The organism is Serratia sp. PL7 (assembly GCF_945957435.1).
Genome location: NZ_CAMFLB010000001.1, coordinates 128,065 through 145,406 on the forward strand (window position 1 = coordinate 128,065; position 17,342 = coordinate 145,406).

Annotated in this window: 16 protein-coding genes; 9 read left to right on the forward strand and 7 right to left on the reverse strand. The window is 61.0% G+C overall.

The genetic code is table 11. The features are described 5' to 3' along the window. Positions 1–154 precede the first annotated feature (154 nt). Positions 155–1,267 (forward strand): SLC13 family permease, encoded by a 1,113-nt coding sequence (locus N6G83_RS00675; protein ID WP_025303714.1) that lies wholly within the window; start codon positions 155–157, stop codon positions 1,265–1,267. Here the strand turns inward: N6G83_RS00675 and pepT are convergent. Next, on the reverse strand, positions 1,264–2,511 hold the full coding sequence (pepT, locus tag N6G83_RS00680) for a peptidase T (RefSeq protein WP_260514358.1): 1,248 nt from the start codon (positions 2,509–2,511) through the stop codon (positions 1,264–1,266). The genes N6G83_RS00675 and pepT overlap by 4 nt on opposite strands. 217 nt (positions 2,512–2,728) lie before the next feature. On the opposite strand from pepT, the gene N6G83_RS00685 reads away from it, so the two are divergent. Continuing rightward, a complete protein-coding gene (locus N6G83_RS00685; RefSeq protein ID WP_049203714.1) occupies positions 2,729–3,625 on the forward strand; it encodes an endonuclease/exonuclease/phosphatase family protein in 897 nt (298 codons plus the stop codon). Between the two features lie 27 nt (positions 3,626–3,652). On the opposite strand, the gene N6G83_RS00690 is transcribed toward N6G83_RS00685, so the two are convergent. Beyond that, the gene (locus N6G83_RS00690; protein ID WP_260514359.1) at positions 3,653–5,086 is read right to left on the reverse strand and encodes a PLP-dependent aminotransferase family protein; all 1,434 of its coding nucleotides are present in this window, start codon (positions 5,084–5,086) and stop codon (positions 3,653–3,655) included. Between the two features lie 93 nt (positions 5,087–5,179). Between N6G83_RS00690 and N6G83_RS00695 the strand changes: the two genes are divergently transcribed. Further along, positions 5,180–5,635, forward strand: coding sequence for a rhodanese-like domain-containing protein (locus N6G83_RS00695; RefSeq protein WP_043140156.1), 456 nt, complete (start codon positions 5,180–5,182; stop codon positions 5,633–5,635). Positions 5,636–5,639: 4 nt separating this feature from the next. On the opposite strand, the gene flk is transcribed toward N6G83_RS00695, so the two are convergent. Beyond that, positions 5,640–6,668 carry a flagella biosynthesis regulator Flk gene (gene flk, locus N6G83_RS00700; protein WP_025303709.1) on the reverse strand — a complete coding sequence of 343 codons (1,029 nt, stop codon included), beginning with the start codon at positions 6,666–6,668 and terminating at the stop codon, positions 5,640–5,642. 204 nt (positions 6,669–6,872) lie between these two features. Between flk and N6G83_RS00705 the strand changes: the two genes are divergently transcribed. Genes N6G83_RS00705 through N6G83_RS00720 form a run of 4 tightly spaced genes read left to right on the forward strand, consistent with a single transcriptional unit; the run spans position 6,873 to position 10,527 of the window. Beyond that, positions 6,873–7,235 (forward strand): hypothetical protein, encoded by a 363-nt coding sequence (locus tag N6G83_RS00705; protein ID WP_025303708.1) that lies wholly within the window; start codon positions 6,873–6,875, stop codon positions 7,233–7,235. A 49-nt stretch (positions 7,236–7,284) separates the two neighbouring features. Next, the gene (locus tag N6G83_RS00710; protein ID WP_260514360.1) at positions 7,285–9,321 is read left to right on the forward strand and encodes a protein-disulfide reductase DsbD; all 2,037 of its coding nucleotides are present in this window, start codon (positions 7,285–7,287) and stop codon (positions 9,319–9,321) included. Continuing rightward, positions 9,318–10,034 carry a DsbA family protein gene (locus tag N6G83_RS00715; RefSeq protein ID WP_025303706.1) on the forward strand — a complete coding sequence of 239 codons (717 nt, stop codon included), beginning with the start codon at positions 9,318–9,320 and terminating at the stop codon, positions 10,032–10,034. Before N6G83_RS00710 ends, N6G83_RS00715 begins: the two co-directional genes overlap by 4 nt. Next, positions 10,027–10,527, forward strand: a complete 501-nt coding sequence (locus N6G83_RS00720) for a protein disulfide oxidoreductase (protein WP_025303705.1) — start codon at positions 10,027–10,029, stop codon at positions 10,525–10,527. Before N6G83_RS00715 ends, N6G83_RS00720 begins: the two co-directional genes overlap by 8 nt. On the opposite strand, the gene N6G83_RS00725 is transcribed toward N6G83_RS00720, so the two are convergent. Beyond that, entirely contained in the window at positions 10,524–11,990 is a 1,467-nt protein-coding gene (locus N6G83_RS00725) for a PLP-dependent aminotransferase family protein (RefSeq protein WP_025303704.1), read from the reverse strand. The genes N6G83_RS00720 and N6G83_RS00725 overlap by 4 nt on opposite strands. A 172-nt stretch (positions 11,991–12,162) precedes the next feature. Here N6G83_RS00725 and N6G83_RS00730 point away from each other — a divergent pair, with 172 nt between their 5' ends. Further along, a complete protein-coding gene (locus tag N6G83_RS00730; RefSeq protein ID WP_025303703.1) occupies positions 12,163–13,158 on the forward strand; it encodes a DMT family transporter in 996 nt (331 codons plus the stop codon). Between the two features lie 156 nt (positions 13,159–13,314). Further along, positions 13,315–13,947, forward strand: coding sequence for a CatB-related O-acetyltransferase (locus N6G83_RS00735; protein WP_025303702.1), 633 nt, complete (start codon positions 13,315–13,317; stop codon positions 13,945–13,947). A gap of 112 nt (positions 13,948–14,059) precedes the next feature. On the opposite strand, the gene N6G83_RS00740 is transcribed toward N6G83_RS00735, so the two are convergent. The 3 genes from N6G83_RS00740 to N6G83_RS00750 form a co-directional block, all read right to left on the reverse strand. Continuing rightward, complete coding sequence (locus tag N6G83_RS00740) at positions 14,060–14,857, reverse strand: hypothetical protein (RefSeq protein WP_127146845.1); 798 nt, start codon at positions 14,855–14,857, stop codon at positions 14,060–14,062. Between the two features lie 515 nt (positions 14,858–15,372). After that, complete coding sequence (locus N6G83_RS00745) at positions 15,373–16,890, reverse strand: tripartite tricarboxylate transporter permease (protein ID WP_016926872.1); 1,518 nt, start codon at positions 16,888–16,890, stop codon at positions 15,373–15,375. Between the two features lie 11 nt (positions 16,891–16,901). Then, the gene (locus N6G83_RS00750; RefSeq protein WP_025303701.1) at positions 16,902–17,333 is read right to left on the reverse strand and encodes a tripartite tricarboxylate transporter TctB family protein; all 432 of its coding nucleotides are present in this window, start codon (positions 17,331–17,333) and stop codon (positions 16,902–16,904) included. Positions 17,334–17,342 lie beyond the last annotated feature (9 nt).

The window sequence follows — 17,342 nt, forward strand, 5'->3', positions numbered from 1 at the left end:
AACATGTCCTTTGAAATCGTGAAAGCCGCTACAAATAAAGTAAAGCGCGGCAAATGAAAAGCGGATAAAGGTAAAATAGCATTTTGCTGGCGCTGAAGCCGCGCCTGAGCTAACGTCTCGCTCATGCTTTTCGCTGAGGTTTCAAGCTGCCACCATGAGTGCAACCGCCATTTCCCGGATTATCCATCCCTTTGTCAAAGATCGCTTCTTGCATGTATTGCTGCTGGCCGGCGTGGCGATGTTCGTCTTTCATCCGCAGCCATTGGCGGCGTTGGGCGGCTTTATCGACGGCCGCACCCTCATCACCCTGCTGGGGCTGATGCTGCTGACCAAAGGCGTTGAGGTCAGCGGCTACTTCGACTTCGTTGGCCGTAAGATTATCAACCGGTTGCACAGCGAACGACGGCTAGCGCTGTTCCTGGTGTTTTCAGCCGCGCTGCTGTCGTCGTTTCTGACCAACGACGTGGCGCTGTTTATCGTCATTCCGCTCACCATCACGCTAAAAAAGCTGTCGGCGCTGCCGGTTGGCCGCTTGATCATCTTCCAGGCGCTGGCGGTGAACGCCGGTTCGTTGCTGACGCCGATCGGCAACCCGCAAAATATCCTGCTGTGGAGCCGATCCGGCCTCTCTTTCCTCGATTTTATCGGCCAGATGGCGCCGTTTGGCGCCGCAATGATGTTGAGCCTGCTGGCGCTGACCTGGTTCAGCTTCCCGGCGCGCGACATCGTGAAAACGCCGAATACCGAGGGGTATCCGTACCAGCGGCCGCTGTTGCTGAGCTGCGTAGGGCTGTATGCAGTTTTCCTGCTGTGTCTTGATTTCGATCTGCCGTTGTACGGGCTGCTGGCGGTGTTCGCCGGTTTCTTGCTGCTGGCGCGCCGGGTACTGTTGCAGATCGACTGGAGTCTGATTTTCGTGTTCGCCGCCATGTTCATCGATGTCGGCCTGTTTACCCGCTTGCCGCCGCTTCAGCCGGCATTTGCCGCCATCGCCGGGCTGAGCGAGGGGAGCGTGTATGCGTTGGGGGTTGGGCTGTCGCAGATCGTCAGTAACGTGCCGGCCACCATTTTGTTGCTCAACTATGTGCCTTCCAGCCCGCAGCTGGCCTATGCGGTCAACGCCGGGGGCTTCGGGTTGGCGGTCGGATCGCTCGCCAACCTGATTGCGCTGCGTATGGCAGGGGAGCGCAAGATCTGGTTGCGCTTCCACTATTACTCGCTGCCGCTGTTGGTGTGGGCCGCGCTGCTCGGTTGGGTGATGAGCTAGCCCGGATTGCCACTCTGCCGCGCGGCCAGCAGGCAAATGCTGCGGGTCACCTGATAAGATTTCACGAAGGCGTTGACGGGCAAAAACTCGAAGCGCGAGTGGAAGTTATGCGCGCCGGTGAAGTAATTGGGCGTCAGGATACCGCGGCTGGAGAGCGCCGCGCCGTCGGTGCCGCCGCGCATTGGGATCACCTTCGGCGGGATGCCGTGGGCGGCAAGGGCGCCGAAGATCAGATCGATAGCGCGTCGATCTTCGCCGATGGCATTGCTGATGTTGCTGTAGATGTCGCTGACGTTGCAGCTAACGTTGGCGCGCGGATAGTTGGCCGCCACCTGGCGCACCGTCTCCTCAAGGCGGGCTTTGCGCGCCTCGAAGGTTGCGCGATCGAAGTCGCGAATCGAGACCTTCAGCGTCGCCTGATTGGCGTTGGCGGCCAGATCGGTGAACCAGAAATAGCCCTCGCGCCCTTCGGTGTGCTCCGGGGTATCCAGTACATCGAATCGGTTAATGATGTCGTTGGCGATGCGTATCGGGTTGATTAATACGTTTTTCGCCGACATCGGGTGGGCGGTCACTCCCTCGATGCGGATCTCCGCCGCTGCCGCGTTGAAATTCTCGTACACCACTTCACCCAGTTCGCAGCAGTCGATGGTGTAGGCGAAATCGACGGGGAAACGCTGCAGATCCAGCGCCTTGGCGCCGCGCAGGCCGATTTCTTCGTCCGGTACGAACGCCACCACGATATCGCCGTGGCGATCGGCCGCGGTCAGGTTGGCCAGCAGCGTCATCACCACGGTGACCGCCGCCTTATTGTCGGCGCCCAGCACGCTGGTGCCGTCGCTGAACAGGATCTCTTCGTTCCGGTAGGGCAGGATCTCCGGATGCTCGGCGGTACGCAGCCAGATGTCCTGCTCGGCGTTCAGGCATAAATCCTCGCCGGTGAAGCGCAGGCGCTGCGGATGAATCTCGGGCGACAGGCCGACGTCCACGGTGTCGATATGCGTGATGAAGCCGATGCGCGGCGCGCCGGGTTGGGTGCCGGGCTTGCGGGCGGTCACGGTGGCGTGCTCGTCGATTTGCACGTCGGCCAGGCCGAGCCGGCGCAGCTCGTCCGCCAACAGTTGCGCCATCTCATGCTGCCCCGGCGTGCTGGGCAGGGCGGTTGCGGCGGCGTCGCTCTGGCTGGTCACCGCCAGATAGCGGAAGAAACGTTCGGTAAGCTGTTCGGCAATCGGGCTGGTCATCGGAACTCCTCGCGGTTGGCAATCTACCGGTTTTAAAACGAAATCAGCCGATTGTCCAACGGCGCAATGCGTAAACCGCCAGAATGCGAAGCATCGCGCAGAAACGAAAAATAGCGGTGCAACTAGGAAATAGTCGCAGGTTTCTGCGGCAAAATCGGTGTTAGCTGTGGGCCGGGAAGCGCCTACATAACACTTATCTGTCCCTCAAGGAGAATTCATGCACACCGGTCACGCTCTGCTTATCACTTTACTGTCCCTGGGTATCTCTCACAGCGCCTGGGCGTCCGCCGATACCGGGCATGCCAACAGCAACGCCAACAGCCGCGAAGTGGCCAGCGCGTTGGGCGGCCTGAAGAACAAAACCTACGAGCTGGAGCAGGCGCCGAAGATCCGCGTCGCCAGCTTCAATATCGCCGCCGGCAAGGTCAGCGACATGACCGCCATCGCCAAGGCGATTCGCGCGATGAACGTCGACGTGGTGGCGCTGCAGGAGGTGGATAAACTCACCGCCCGCAGCGGGCGCGTCGATCAGGCGGCGGAACTGGCGAAGCTGACCGGCATGCAGGCGGTGTTTGGCCGGGCGATCGATTTCGACGGCGGTGAATACGGCCTGGCGTTTCTCTCGAAGTATCCGCTGCACGATGCCGTAATCTATCCGTTGCCGTCCGGCCAGCGCGAGCAGCGCATCGCCTTCAGCGCCAAAGTTGACGTGCCGGAGTTCCCGACGCCGATCACCCTGTTCAACACCCATCTCGATACCAAGGAAGATCCGACGATGCGTCTGGATCAGGTGCGGGAGCTGAACGATCGCACTATCGAAGTGCGCGGCATCAAACTGCTGTTCGGCGACATGAACGACGTGCCGGGCAGCGTCACCTGGCTGGAGCTGAGCCGCTATTGGAACGACATCATGCCCAACGGGCAGGACGGTCGCAGCTGGCCGGCGGAAAACGCCGAGATCAAGGTGGATTATATCTTCACCGGCAATGCGCAGCGTTGGCATCTGGACAGCCTGACGGTGCCGAACGCCAGCGGCGATTGGAATGGCGTGCACTGGCCGGCGGTGAGCGATCACCTGCCGCTGGTGGCGGAGATGCGCCTGACCGAGCAATAAGCCGGCCGGCGTCTTTCCAGGGCAGGGCTAAGCCACAACGATCCGCGCCAGCCGCTCGACGGCGCTGCGGATCTCGCCCGGTGTCAGGGCCGAAAAGCCCAGCAGCCATCCGTCGCGCTGGGCCTGAACCGTTTGGTATTGCGCAGTTAACCCGGGCGTAAGGACGCCGAGCCGCCGCGCCTGTTGGCTGAGTGCCGCCTCCCGGCCGGGCGGCAGCCAAACGCTGAGCTGCAGACCGCCGGCGGCAGGGGCGGGTGTGGCGAAGTGGCCGAGTTTTTCGCGTACTTCCGTCAGCAGCACATCGCGCCGGCTGTGGTAGAGCTGGCGCATATAGCGAATATGCGCGGCGAAGTGCCCCTGACGGATGAATTCGGCGGTGATCGCCTGCATCAGCTGCGCGCTATGGCCGTCATAGACCGTGCGCGCGGTGACGAACGGTTCGACCAGCGCGGGTGGCACGATCAGGTACGCCAGCCGCAGCGAAGGGAACAGCGATTTGGAGAAGGTGCCGAGGTATAACACCCGGCCACGGCGATCCAGGCCCTGCATCGCCGGTATCGGCTGGCCGTCGTAATGAAACTCGCTGTCGTAATCGTCTTCGATGATCCAGGCCTGCTGCCTTTCCGCCAGCGCCAGCAACGCTAACCGGCGCGCCAGGCTGAGCGCAGCGCCGGTCGGGTACTGGTGCGAGGGCGTCAGATAAATCAAACGCGGATCGGGCAAGGAAGGTTCTGCTCGCAGGCCGTCGCCGTCTACGGCCACCGGCGTCAGCGCGGCGCCGGCGCTGATGAAGGCATTTCTCGCCCCGGCGTAACCCGGCTCTTCCATCCAGACGCTGTCGCCGCTGTCCAGCAGTAACGTGGCAATCAGTTGCAGCGCCTGCTGCGAACTGGTCAGCACGATAACCTGGTTTGCATCGCAGATTACGCCGCGCGTTTGGTTGACGTGGGCGGCAATCGCTTCACGCAGCGGCAAATAGCCCTGCGGGTCGCCGTAGCGCAGCAGGCTTTCTCCCTGTAGCCGCAGGCGCTGCGCGGTCAGCTGCTTCCATAAGGCCAGCGGAAACGCGCGCAGGTCCGGCGAGCCGGCAGCGAAGGCCTGAGGATACTGCGGATCGCGGCAGCCGCCGGTTTGCACGATCTGTTGGCCGCGCAGCGAAAGACGTGGCATGCCGGAGCCGGTCGCCGGTGGTGGCGACTTGGCGATGCGGATCGCCACAAATGTGCCCTGGCCGACGCGGCGCTGCAAATACCCCTCCGCCTCCAACTGGCCGTACGCTGCTTCTACGGTCACCCGCGAGAGGCTCAGATCCCCAGCCAGCACTCGGCTGGAGGGCAGCCGTTGCCCAACGCTCAATGCGCCGTGGTGGATGGCCTGCCGCAATGCCGCACACAGACGATCGCGCAGCGTGCCGGCGGCGTGAGGCGATTGCTGAAACAGCGTGATCAGCGTGTGCCGCATAATGGGTCTTATCATGAGTAAAAAATGGGTATCAATCATAAGACCAAAATCGGGCACTATTGTCATCTGTCTTGATCAACGGGAGTGAGTGATATGCCGAAAGAATCCTTGGTGCTGGCTTTTCCGCCAGCGGCGCCGGAAGAGAGCCTGGCCTATCTGGCGGCCAAACTGAGCCGCTATGCGGATGCCTGGGACGTGGCGGAAGATTTGCGCAATGGCGTGGACGGGATGGTGGTGATCGATACCCGTGCGGAGGCGCTGTACGCCGCCGGGCATATCCCCGGCGCGTTCAGCTTGCCGCATCGCCTGATGGATGAAGCCGGCACGGCGCACCTGGATCGCCAAAAGGTGTATGTGACCTACTGCGACGGCATTGGCTGCAACGGTTCCACCAAAGGCGCCTACAAGCTGGCGACGTTGGGGTTCAGGGTGAAGGAGTTGATTGGCGGGCTGGATTTCTGGCTGCGCGACGGCCATCCGTTGGCCATCGGCGAACAGCCGGGATCGCTGCGCGATCGGGCGGCTGTTGCGGACTGCGGCTGCGCCTGAGGCGTTAAAATACCAGCGCCAGCACCACGGCCAGCACCAACAGCAGCAGGATCAGCGCCACGGCCGGCTTGCTGAGCGCTTTTTGCAGTGGCAGAGGCAGGGCGGCGATCAGCGGGTTGAGCAGCGGCTGTGGCTCGACAGGGTGGCTGGCGATCGGCTGCGCCTGGCCGGCCTTCTCCAGACGGCGGGCAAACAGTTGATGAATGGCGTCGCTCATTTGCGGGTGCGTCAGCGGCGCATTGGCGCCGCAGTTGAAGCGCGCCTGGCAATAGTCGTTCATCTGCTGCAGTTCTTGCTCGTCCGCCGGCTGTTTGAGCGCCGCCAGCAGGTTGTTCAGCGTCGGTGCGCTCTGCGGGCTGAGCGCCACTTTCACCTGTAAAAACTGGTTCAGCAGCTGGAAGTGGCGCGCCGGCAGCGGATCGTTGGTTTTCACACCCGCCAGATCGAACAGCGTTTGCCAGATTTTAGCCGGCGCTTCGCCGGTGGCGGCACTGAGTTTGGTGATCTGCTGCTGCAGGCTTTGATGCTCTGCGGGCAGCAGCGGGCGATCGCTGGTGGCGGTTTGCTGCGGCTGGGGAATGGTCAGGCCGCCGGTCTGCAACAGATTCAGCACTTGCTGCAGCTGCGGCGGGCTCAACTGGCTCAGCACCGTATGGCCGAACTGCTGGCGAATAAAGTCGCTGACCGCCTGGCGGTTGTTGCCCAGGGGCAGTAATTCGGCCAGCTGTTGCAACAGCTGGCGCCCGGCGTGGTTTTGCTGCGCCTGCGTCAGGCGCGTTTGCAGCAGCTGTTCCGCCGGTTGAAAATGGCGCGCCAGCAGTTCGCCGCCGTTGTCGGCGCCAAGATCGTGACGCAGAGACGCCCAGATCTCCGCCGACTTTGCCGGGCTGAGCGTCATGATTTTCACGATCAGTTTTTCCAGCGTCGTGCGCTGCGCCGGAGAGAGGGGTTGATCGTCAGTGGCCGCCGTTTTGCCCGGGGAGGGAGGGCGTTCGCCGGCGATTGGGGCGCCCGGCCCACTCAAAGGTTGCATATCACCAGTCCTTCGCTGTGTATCCCCGCAGTGTGCCTGGAGGAGAGAATCGTCATCGTACCCGGCGAAAAGCGCAGGCTTACTGTCTATGATACCTGTAAATCGCCGCCATCAATACGTCGCTCAGACATTTCTTTACCGACAAAACGTTGCTAATCGCGGCCGCGCCGCTAAGATAACCCCAGATCTAAACATGAGGATGGCATGGTTAAACGGCAGCGGATTGCAAAATGGTTTTTATGCCTGGCTTGCCTGGTGGTGCTGACGTGCATGACCCAGCGTATGGCGGGCCTGCATGCGCTGCAGCAAACGCTGGGGATCCCGGCGGCCACTGCCGTTCAGCCCAGCGACGCCGCCGCCGAAGCGCAGCCGACGCCCTGTGAGCTGAGCGCCAAATCATTGCTGGCCGCGCCGCCGGTAATGTTCGAAACCGTGCTGTTCGGGCTGGGGCTGCTGCTGGCGCTGTTGGCGCCGACCATGGCCGCGCGCCTGCGCATTCCTCCTCCCCGCGTCATCTCACCGCCCACCCTCAGGGTGCACCTTCGATTATGCGTCTTCCGTGAATGAGTTAATCGCCCGTTTTTCGCGGTGAATTAATCATTTATGGAGAATTAACATGTTGAAAATTATCAGGCTGGCCTGCGCTTGCCTGTTTATGCTGTGGCTGCCTGCCTTGCAGGCGGCGGACAGCGGCTGGCTGCAGAACCCGGCCAACGATCATGCCAAGGTGCGGCTGCGCGCCGACACGTCACAGCCGGGAGAGACCCGTCTGCTGCTGTCGGTCGAGCTGCAAAAAGGCTGGAAAACCTACTGGCGCTCTCCAGGCGAAGGCGGCATCGCGCCGGCTATCGTCTGGCAGGGCAACCCGCCGCCCGCAACCTGGCACTGGCCGACGCCGCAGCGTTTCGAGGTGGCCGGCATTTCCACCCAGGGCTATCACGATCGGGTCACGCTGCCGATCGTGATGCCAGGCCAGGTGTCCGGCCCGCTGGCGGGCACCCTGACGCTGTCCACTTGCAGTAATGTCTGCATTCTGACCGACTACCCGTTCAGCCTGGATCTGACCATGCCGAACGATCCGCTGTTTAACCACGATTTCGCGCAGGCGATGGGGCAGGTGCCGATCGCCGCCGGGTTGGCGGAAAGCGTCAAGGCCGGTTACCGCAGCGGCGAGCTGCAGATTTCCGCCGAACGCGCCGCCGGTTGGCAGCAACCCGCGCTGTTCTTCGATACGCTAGCGGATGCCGATCTCGGCAAGCCGCAGGTCAAGACCGACGGTGCTCAGCTGTTGGCGCGAGTGCCGGTCAGCGACGGTTGGGGCGATGCGGCGCCGGATCTGCGCGGCAAAACGCTGACGTTGGTGATTGACGACGGCGGCATGGCGCAGCAGATTACGCTGCCGATTGGCGATCCGCTGGCCGCGCCTGCCGGTGCGGCGTTCCCGTTATGGCAAGCGGTATTGATGGCGCTGGCGGGTGGGTTAATCCTCAACCTGATGCCGTGCGTGCTGCCAGTGCTGGGCATCAAGCTCGGTTCTATCCTGCAGGTGGAGCATCGCGATCGGCGCAGCGTTCGTTTGCAGTTCCTGGCGTCGTCGCTGGGTATCGTCGCCTCGTTTATGGCGTTGGCCTTGCTGATGACGCTGCTGAGACTCGGCAACCACGCGCTTGGCTGGGGCATTCAGTTCCAGAATCCGTGGTTTATCGGCTTTATGGTGCTGGTGACGCTGCTGTTCAGCGCCAACCTGTTTGGCCTGTTCCATCTGCGCCTCTCATCCGATCTGAATACCTCACTGGCCACCCATAACGGGCACGGTCTGAGCGGCCATTTCTGGCAGGGCGCGTTCGCTACGCTACTGGCGACGCCGTGCTCGGCGCCGTTTCTCGGCACGGCGGTGGCCTTCGCGCTGGCGGCGTCGCTGCCGGTGCTGTGGGGCATGTTCATCGCACTCGGCATCGGCATGAGCCTGCCGTGGCTGCTGATTGCCGCCTGGCCTTCGCTGGCGCTGCGCTTGCCGCGCCCCGGCCGCTGGATGAATACCGTCAAGCTGGCGATGGGGTTGTTGATGCTGGCGTCGTCGCTGTGGCTGCTGAGCCTGCTGAGCAATCATATCGGCGTGCAGGCCACGCTGTGGCTGGGGGCGCTGGCGCTGCTGGCGTTGCTGCTGGCAGTATGGCGTCAGCAGGGAGCACGGTTAGCGGCCAAGCTGGCGGCGGGCACGTTGGTGCTGGCTGGCGTGGCCTTGTTGGCCGGCTCGCTGACCGCCGGCCTGTGGCGCCAACCGTTGCAGGATCGGGTGCAGTGGCAACCGCTGAGCGAACAGGCGATTGCCGAGGCGCTGGCCCAGCATAAGCGGGTGTTCGTCGACGTGACCGCCGACTGGTGCGTGACCTGTAAAGCCAACAAATTCAATGTGCTGCTGCGCGATGACGTACAGCGCGCGCTGAGCGCCGACGATGTGGTCGCGCTGCGCGGCGACTGGAGCCGCCCGTCGGCCGACATCAGCGCCTTCCTGCAAAAGCGCGGCAGCGTCGCCGTGCCTTTCAACCAAATCTATGGCCCCGGCAGCCCGGACGGCGAGGTGTTATCCCCGCTGTTGACCCGTGACGCCGTGCTGCAAACGCTCTCCCATGCCAAAGGAACCGAACAATGAAAAAGCTACTGATTTTACTGATGATCATCGCCGCCCCGGCGTGGGCCGCCGAGCCTTTCACCCCGGCGCAAGAGGCGCGCATTAAAGAGATGATCCGCGAAACGCTGGTGTCCAACCCGGACATTCTGGCGCAGGCGGTGGACGCCTGGCAGCAGCAGACCGCAGGCCAGCAAATCAGCCAGGCTATCAAGCAGAATGCCAAAACGCTGTATCAGGATCCGGCCAGCCCGCGCCTGGGCGCCGCCAACGCCAAACTGACGCTGGTGACCTTTACCGACTATAACTGCCCGTACTGCAAGCGGTTTGATCCGATGCTGGAGAAGATCGTCAAGCAATACCCGGATGTGGCGCTGGTGGTGAAGCTATTGCCGTTCAAGGGCGAAAGCTCGGTCAGCTCGGCGCGCGTGGCGCTCACCACCTGGCAGCAGCATCCGGATCAATTCTGGGCTTTGCACCAGCGGCTGATGGCGAAAAAGGGCTTCCACGACAAGGCCAGCATCGCCGCCGCGCAGGAGAAAACCGGCGTCAAGGCGGTGGCTCCGAGCGAACAAAGCATGACCACGCTGCGCACCAATATGGAATTGGCGGAACAATTGGGCGTACAAGGGACGCCGGCGACGCTGATCGGCGATCAAATGCTGCCGGGGGCGGTGTCCTATGAAGAGCTGGAAACGATGGTGAAGCAGCAGCTGGCGAAGGCCAACCATGGCTAAGCTCAAGCGCTGGGGGCGCGAGTTGCTGCTGCTGGCGCTGATCGTACTGGCGGTGGTCACGGTAATGGATTGGCTGAACGCGCCGCAGGCGCCGCCGGCCTTCGATGCTCAGACCCTGACCACGCTGGACGGCGAGCGCGTATCGTTGGCGCAACTCAGCCATGAGCGGCCGCTGCTGGTTTACTTCTGGGCCAGTTGGTGCGGCGTCTGCCGTTTCACCACGCCGGACGTCGCCCGTTTGCAGGCGACGGGCGGCAACGTGCTGACCGTCGCGCTGCGCTCGGGCGACGATACCCAGGTGAAACAGTGGCTGGCACGCAAACGGCTGGCGCTGCCGGTGGTCAACGATCCGGCCGGTACGCTGTCGGCGCAGTGGCAGATTGGTGTGACGCCGACCTTCGTGGTGATCTCGCAGGGCAAAGTGGTGCAGAGCACCACCGGCTGGACCAGTTACTGGGGGATGAAGCTGCGGCTGTGGTGGGCCGCCGTCTAACCGGCGTTTTTCTCTGTTATCACTTCCTCAATCGCCCGGCCCAGCCGGGCGATACCTTCTTCAATCTGCGGCGGCGAGTTGGCGGCGAAGTTTAGCCGCAGACTGTGCGCGCCCAGCTGTTCCTGGGCATAAAAGCATTCGCCGCGCGCGAAAGTGACGCCGTGTCGCCAGGCCACCGGCATCAGTTCGGTGGTGGTTACCGTCGCGGGCAGCGTCAGCCAGATAAACAAGCCGCCTTGCGGCGTTTCGAAACGGCACCCCGGCGGCAACCGCCGTTGCAACGCGTCGATCATCACTTCCAGATGGCGGCGGTAGACGCGCCCGGCGCGCCGCAGCTGCTTGTCGTAACGGCCGACGGTGACGAACGCGTCCAGTGCCCGCTGGATCAGACTGGAGCTGGTGAAGCTGTCGACGTGTTTCAGCCTGGCGAAACGCTGATAGTGTTCGCTGTCCGCCACCAGATAGCCGATGCGCATGCTGGGCAGCAGCATCTTGGAGAAAGTGCTGACGTAGATCACCGCGCCCGGCTGCGCCAGCGCGCGCAGCGACGGCAGCTGCTTGCCCTGGTAACGCAGATCGCCGACGAAATCGTCCTCCAGGATCACCACGCCGGCCTGTTGGGCGATCGCCAGTAGGCGTCGCCGACGCACCTCGCTCAGGCAGCGGCCGGTCGGGTTGTGGAAATTGGGGATGGTGTAGATCAGTTTAGGGCGGTGGCGTTCCAGCAACTCGGGCAATCGTTCGACCAGCATGCCGTGGCGATCGCCGGGCACGGTGACGATATTGATGCGGTGCTGGCGCAGCAGGCCCAGCGCTTCGGCGTAGGTCGGCTCTTCGACGATCACCGTATCGCCCGGTGTCAGCAGGCTTTGCACCACCAGGCTGATGGCATGCTGCGAGCCGTTGGTGATCAGCACCTGTTCCGCCTGCGTGGGGATACCCTGTGCGCTGAGGATGCGGCTCAGCGTATCGCGCAGCGGGTAGTAGCCGCAGTATTCGCCGTAGCTGAAGGCCTCTTCCGCATGGCGGCTGAGCACCGACAGCAGCACTTTGCGAAACGCCTCCAGCGGAAACACCTTAGGGCTGCCGACGCCGGCGGCGAAGTTGATCAGCCCCTCGGGCAGCGGGGCGTCGGCATAGCCGTCCAGCCGCGAGGTGAGGGTGGTGAAGCTCTCCAGCGGGAAGGGGGTATCGCTGGTCGGCCGGGCCGGGCGCGTTTGCGCCTGCGGGTGCGCAACATAGGCGCCGCTGCCGCGCCGCTGATGCAAAAAGCCCTTGGCCGCCAGTTCGGCATAGGCGTTATCCACCGTTAAACGGCTGACCGCCAGCTCGGCCGCCAGCGTGCGCGTCGAGGGCAGCTTGTCGCCATCGACGAACACGCCGGTAAGGATGGCGCGCCGCAGCGCTTCTTCGATCTGTAAATAGAGCGGAACGTCCTGCTCGCGATCTAACGGAATGTGCATGCGAAATTGGCCCGGTTAAGGAGAGAGCTTTTTACTATAACCCATGTCAACGGGGCTTCAAGCGCAGAAAAGTGGCCTGCATGACAACGCCGTAAAGTGGCTATAGTGAGAAAAAATGGCCGAGTTACACTCTGTGCCTGAGTATTTATGTCGCCATTTCTCCGAGGATCTCATGTCATTACCGTCAGGCGTTTCCGCCCGGCCTTTGCTGCCCAGCGCGCGTCTCTTTCAGGGCAGCCGCCAGGGTTACGTCATCGCCATTATCAGCGCCATGCTGCTGGCCTTTACCGCCATCATCATTCGCGCACTGACCGAGTACTATCACCTGCCGACTTTCGTGCTGGCGTTCTGGCGCGCGGCGCTGGTGGCGCTGGTGCTGTTGCCGCTGCTGTTGGTGGTGAAACCGCAGTGGGCGCGCCTGCGCCGTGAACAGGTATTGTTCTACGCGCTTTACGGGCTGCTGCTGGCGCTGTTCAACAGCCTGTGGACGCTGTCGGTGGCGCTGAACGGCGCATCGGTGGCGACCATTCTGACCTACTGCTCGGTGGGCTTTACCGTGTTCCTCGGCTGGGTGATGTACAGCGAACGCCTGACGCTGCGCCAACTGCTGGTGATCGCCATCAGCCTGGGCGGTTGTTTCCTGGTCAGCAACGGCGACAGCATGGGCAACCAGCACTTCGACTTGTTGGGGCTGCTGGTGGGGATGCTGTCGGGCATCGGCTATACCCTGTATACCCTCGGCGGGCGGGTGGCCAGCGAACGGGGCTATCCGGTGTGGAACACCATTTTGTACGTTTTCGGTTTTTCGGCACTGTATCAGCTGGTGTTCAACGCGGCGCTGACGGCGTTCCCGCTGGCGGCGTTCCACGGCATGGCCGGCTCTCTGTGGTTCCTGTCGCACGGCGCGCAGGGCATTCAGTGGAGCGGCTGGCTGTTGCTGCTGGCGCTGGCCGCCGGGCCGACGCTGCTGGGCTTCGGGCTGTACAATATCAGCCTGAAAACGCTGCCGCTGGCCGTAGCCAACCTGATCCTGTCGCTGGAACTGGTGTTCACCGCGGCAATCGCCTATTTCCTGCTGGGGGAGAGCATGAATCAGCTGCAGCTGCTGGGCAGCGCGCTGGTGATGGGCGGGGTGCTGCTGTTGAAAAGCAAGACCGCCGAGGCGTGATCGGCTACCATTACGCCTCGCAAGAGAGGCGGTAATGATGAATAACCCGAGATTGAAACGAGCGCTTATCGCTTGAATGGCCGTGTTGAGTGAACGACAACACGGCCACAGACATTCCGTTCCGTGGCTTTTATTCCCGTAACAAGAGAATACGCCATGTCCGAAAAACACTGGTCTAAAACCGAGCTGCTGCATCAGACGGTGACCAACCCGAATATCATCGTCAAAGGCACCCACAGCTACTACAGCGACTGTTGGGATAACGGCTTCGAACGCTCGGTAGTGCGCTATCTGCACGGCGACGCGGTCAGCCGGCAATGGCAGCCGCTGGGTGACATAGATCGCTTGCTGATCGGCGATTATGTGTGCATCGCGGCCGAAGCGGTGATCCTGATGGGGGGCAATCACACCCACCGTATCGACTGGTTGAGCCTGTACCCCTTTATGGAAACCATCAAACGGGCGTACCGCCCCAAAGGCGACACCCGGCTGGGGGACGGTTGCTGGATTGGCATGCGGGCGATGTTGATGCCAGGGGTATCGATAGGCGAAGGGGCGATCGTCGCCGCTGGCAGCGTGGTGGCCGGCGATGTTGAGCCTTATGCCATCGTCGGCGGTAACCCGGCGAGGTTTATCCGTTGGCGATTCGCGCCGGAAATCATCGCGCGGTTGCTTGCGTTGCGCCTCTATGACTTGTCCGAGGCGGACTTTGCGGTGGTACAGCCTTTGCTGGTCGACAATGATATTGCGGCCGTAGAGCGGGCGATATGCAACATTAAGCGTTATTAAATGAAAAGGACGGGGTAATGACCCCGTCCGAGTGTGACTGAGATAATCGGGCCAAGTGTACCAGAAACTCTCCGACTGTTAATCCTCGCTCCACGGCAGCCGTATAACTGCATTATAGAAATGCAATGTATATAATAGCATTGCCTGAGAAAGGTCCTGGGTCTACGGTATTATTGGCTGTCAGTTTTGCTTTTAGATTGATATTTTTCTGTTGGCCGCCAGTCAAAGAATAATCCACGCCTGTCCATGCGGAATTTCCATCTAAAAAAAGCGTCGAATAAAAATTTTTGGTGTTTCTGAAATAAATATTTCCATCGCCTAATGTAGATTGGGCATATATTTTTACCGTACCTGACTGAGTGCATCCGATTGTTCCATAAATCGTTCTCTCCATCCCGGAAATCTCGTCCTGCGAAAGCGTACCAAAATCTATCACAGGAGGGAGATTCACATCACAAGATTGGTTTTGGGGAGGCAATTTGCCGCAAACAGAATTAGGCCATAAAAACGCCCCCCCGGCTAGTGATGGCGTATGTACATAAAAAAGCCCAACGCAACTGGCATCCCTACCGTTCACCAGGTAGGGTCGCGAGGTCCATGGAATGCCAAAGGAGTTTTTCCAGGCGATCTCTATTTCTTTTGCGGTTCTATATTTTTCAATTCGAAGACAATTTTTAGAGTCTATACATGAGCCATGTAGCCCAGGATTTCGGGTACTGTATTTGACATCAGGGCCAATAAAACAAGACGACCATCCATAACAAGGATTGAGATCGGAAGGGTTCTCATCCCACGCAACCAACGATTGAACAACCGTTAGGTTAACAAAAGATACGGGAAGCATATATGCGCCAGCTATAGCTTGTTGAGATAATAAAAATGTGCAGCAAAAAATAAATATTCTAAACATTATAACTCCTGATTTTATATTTATCTTCCCTATTGATTGTCATCTATAATGCCGCCCATGTCTTGGTGGATTTATAGAGAATATCGGCATCACATTATCATGTGTCTGAGTGAACAGCAATAATGTGGGTTCTCGAATTAGCTGGTTGATTTAGTCTGGGTTTTTATTTTTATGATTAAATAAAAAGTATAATTAATGACAATGTAATAGCTCAGGTTACTTTCTTCACTCTCTCCGTCAATAACGATATAAAAGGGTCACGTAGAGTGTGTGGGGGGGGAGGAGGAGGGGCCAAATGTAGTGGCAAAAATTGATAGCCGTTATCAGGTTAAAAAACGGTATCAAAAAGGTAACGGACATCTGTAATGGATCAATCGCGGACAACAAAAGTTTTTGCGTGTTTAGACATGAAAAATCCAGAGTCAAAAGTCTGGCTCTGGATTTTTTCTCTGGTCGGCTTATTCAAGCTCTCTCAAACGATCGGCATCAGAGATCATAACACCGCCCGTTTCGCATTACTCGGCCTTGGCCTCGGCCGCCGGTTGGCGGCGTTTACGCATCAGGCGCAGCAGCGGCGGCAGCGCCAGTACCGCGACCGCCAGCACCAGCAGCGTTTGCGCGATGCTGCTGCTCCACAGGATGCCGAATTCGCCGTTGCTGATCGACAGCGCGCGGCGCAGGTTCTGCTCCAGCATCTCACCCAGAACAAAGCCCAGAATCAGCGGCGACATCGGGAAGTGCATTTTCCGCAGGATATAGCCGAACACGCCCAACCCCACCATCAACAGCAGGTCGAAGGTGGTGCTGTGCACCGCATAAACCCCCACCGCGGAAACTGCGGCGATCGCCGGCACCAGGAACCACAGCGGAATGGTCAGCATGCGGGTGAACAGGCCGACCAGCGGCAGGTTCATGATCAGCAGAATGACGTTAGCGATCAGCAGCGCGGCGATCAGCCCCCAGACGATATCCGGCTGTTCGGTGAACATCGCCGGGCCGGGGGTGATGTTGTACAGCGTCAGCGCGCCCATCATCACCGCCGTGGTGCCGGAACCCGGCACCCCCAGCGTCAGCATCGGAATGAATGAGCCGCAGGCCGAGGCGTTGTTGGCCGCTTCCGGCGCCGCTACGCCGCGGATGTCGCCCTTGCCGAAGGTGTCGCTGTTACCGCTGATTTTCTTCTCGGTCATGTAGGTCAACGCGCTGGCGATGGTGGCGCCGGCGCCCGGCAGAATGCCGACGAAGAAACCGATCACCGACGAGCGCAGGGTCGGGCCGGCGCACTGCGCCGCCTCTTTGCGGTTGAACAGCAACCGGCCGGTTTTACGCACCAGCTTTTGCCCGGCGCTGGTGCTTTCCAGCATCAGCAGGATTTCGCTGACCGAGAACAGGCCGATCACCACCACGATAAACTGCACGCCGTCGGAGAGGTGCACACTGTCGAAGGTAAAGCGGTAAACGCCGGTGTTGGCGTCGACGCCCACCGTCGCCAGCCCCAGGCCGATCAGCGCCGCCAGCAGCGATTTCAGCGGGTTCTGGCTCATCATGCTGCCGAGGCAGGCGATGGCGAACACCATCAGGGCGAAATACTCCGCCGGGCCGAAGGCCAGCGACCAGCGGGCCAGCAGCGGCGCGAACAGGATGATGCCGCCGATGGCGATCATCGATCCGACGAACGAGCTGACCGCCGAGATGGACAGCGCCACGCCGGCGCGCCCCTGCTGCGCCATCGGGTAGCCGTCCAGCGCGGTCATGATCGCCGCCGCATCGCCCGGCACGTTGAGCAGAATCGACGAGATGCGTCCGCCGTACTCGCAGCCGATATACACCGTCGCCAGCAGGATCAGCGCCGATTCGGCCGGCAGCTTGAGGGCAAACGCCAGCGGCAGCAGGATCGCTACGCCGTTGATCGGCCCGAGGCCCGGCAGCAGGCCGACGATGGTGCCGACGAAGCAGCCGATCAGGGCGATAATCAGGTTCTGCGGCACCAGCGCCACTTCGAACCCTTGGGTCAAATACATCCAGGTATCCATCATCGCTCCCGTTAGCTCAGCCAGATGCCGAGCGGCAGTGTGACATCGAGAAGTTGGTCAAAGGCGTAGTACAGCGCTGCGCCCATGACGACGCCGGAGAGGGCCGCCGCCGGCAGGCTGGCCTGAAACAACAGGCCGATGCTGAACGTCAGCAGCGCGGTCGCCAGCGGAAAGCCCAGCCATTCAAAGCCCCAGGCATACAGCACCAGGGTGATCACCAGCACCAGCAGCCGCTGCAGCACCTTGTGGTGCGGCCAGTCCACCGCCTGTGGGCGGCGCAGCAGCAACAGGGCCGCGCACAGCGCCATCAGGCTGAGGATCGCCAGCGGGAAAGGGCGCGGCCCCAGCGGTTCATAGCTGTATTCGCTTTGAATGCCCCAGCCGATGAACAGCCCGCCGATACACAGCAGCAGCCAAAAGCCGGCAAAAATACGATCGCTCATGGTTTTCCC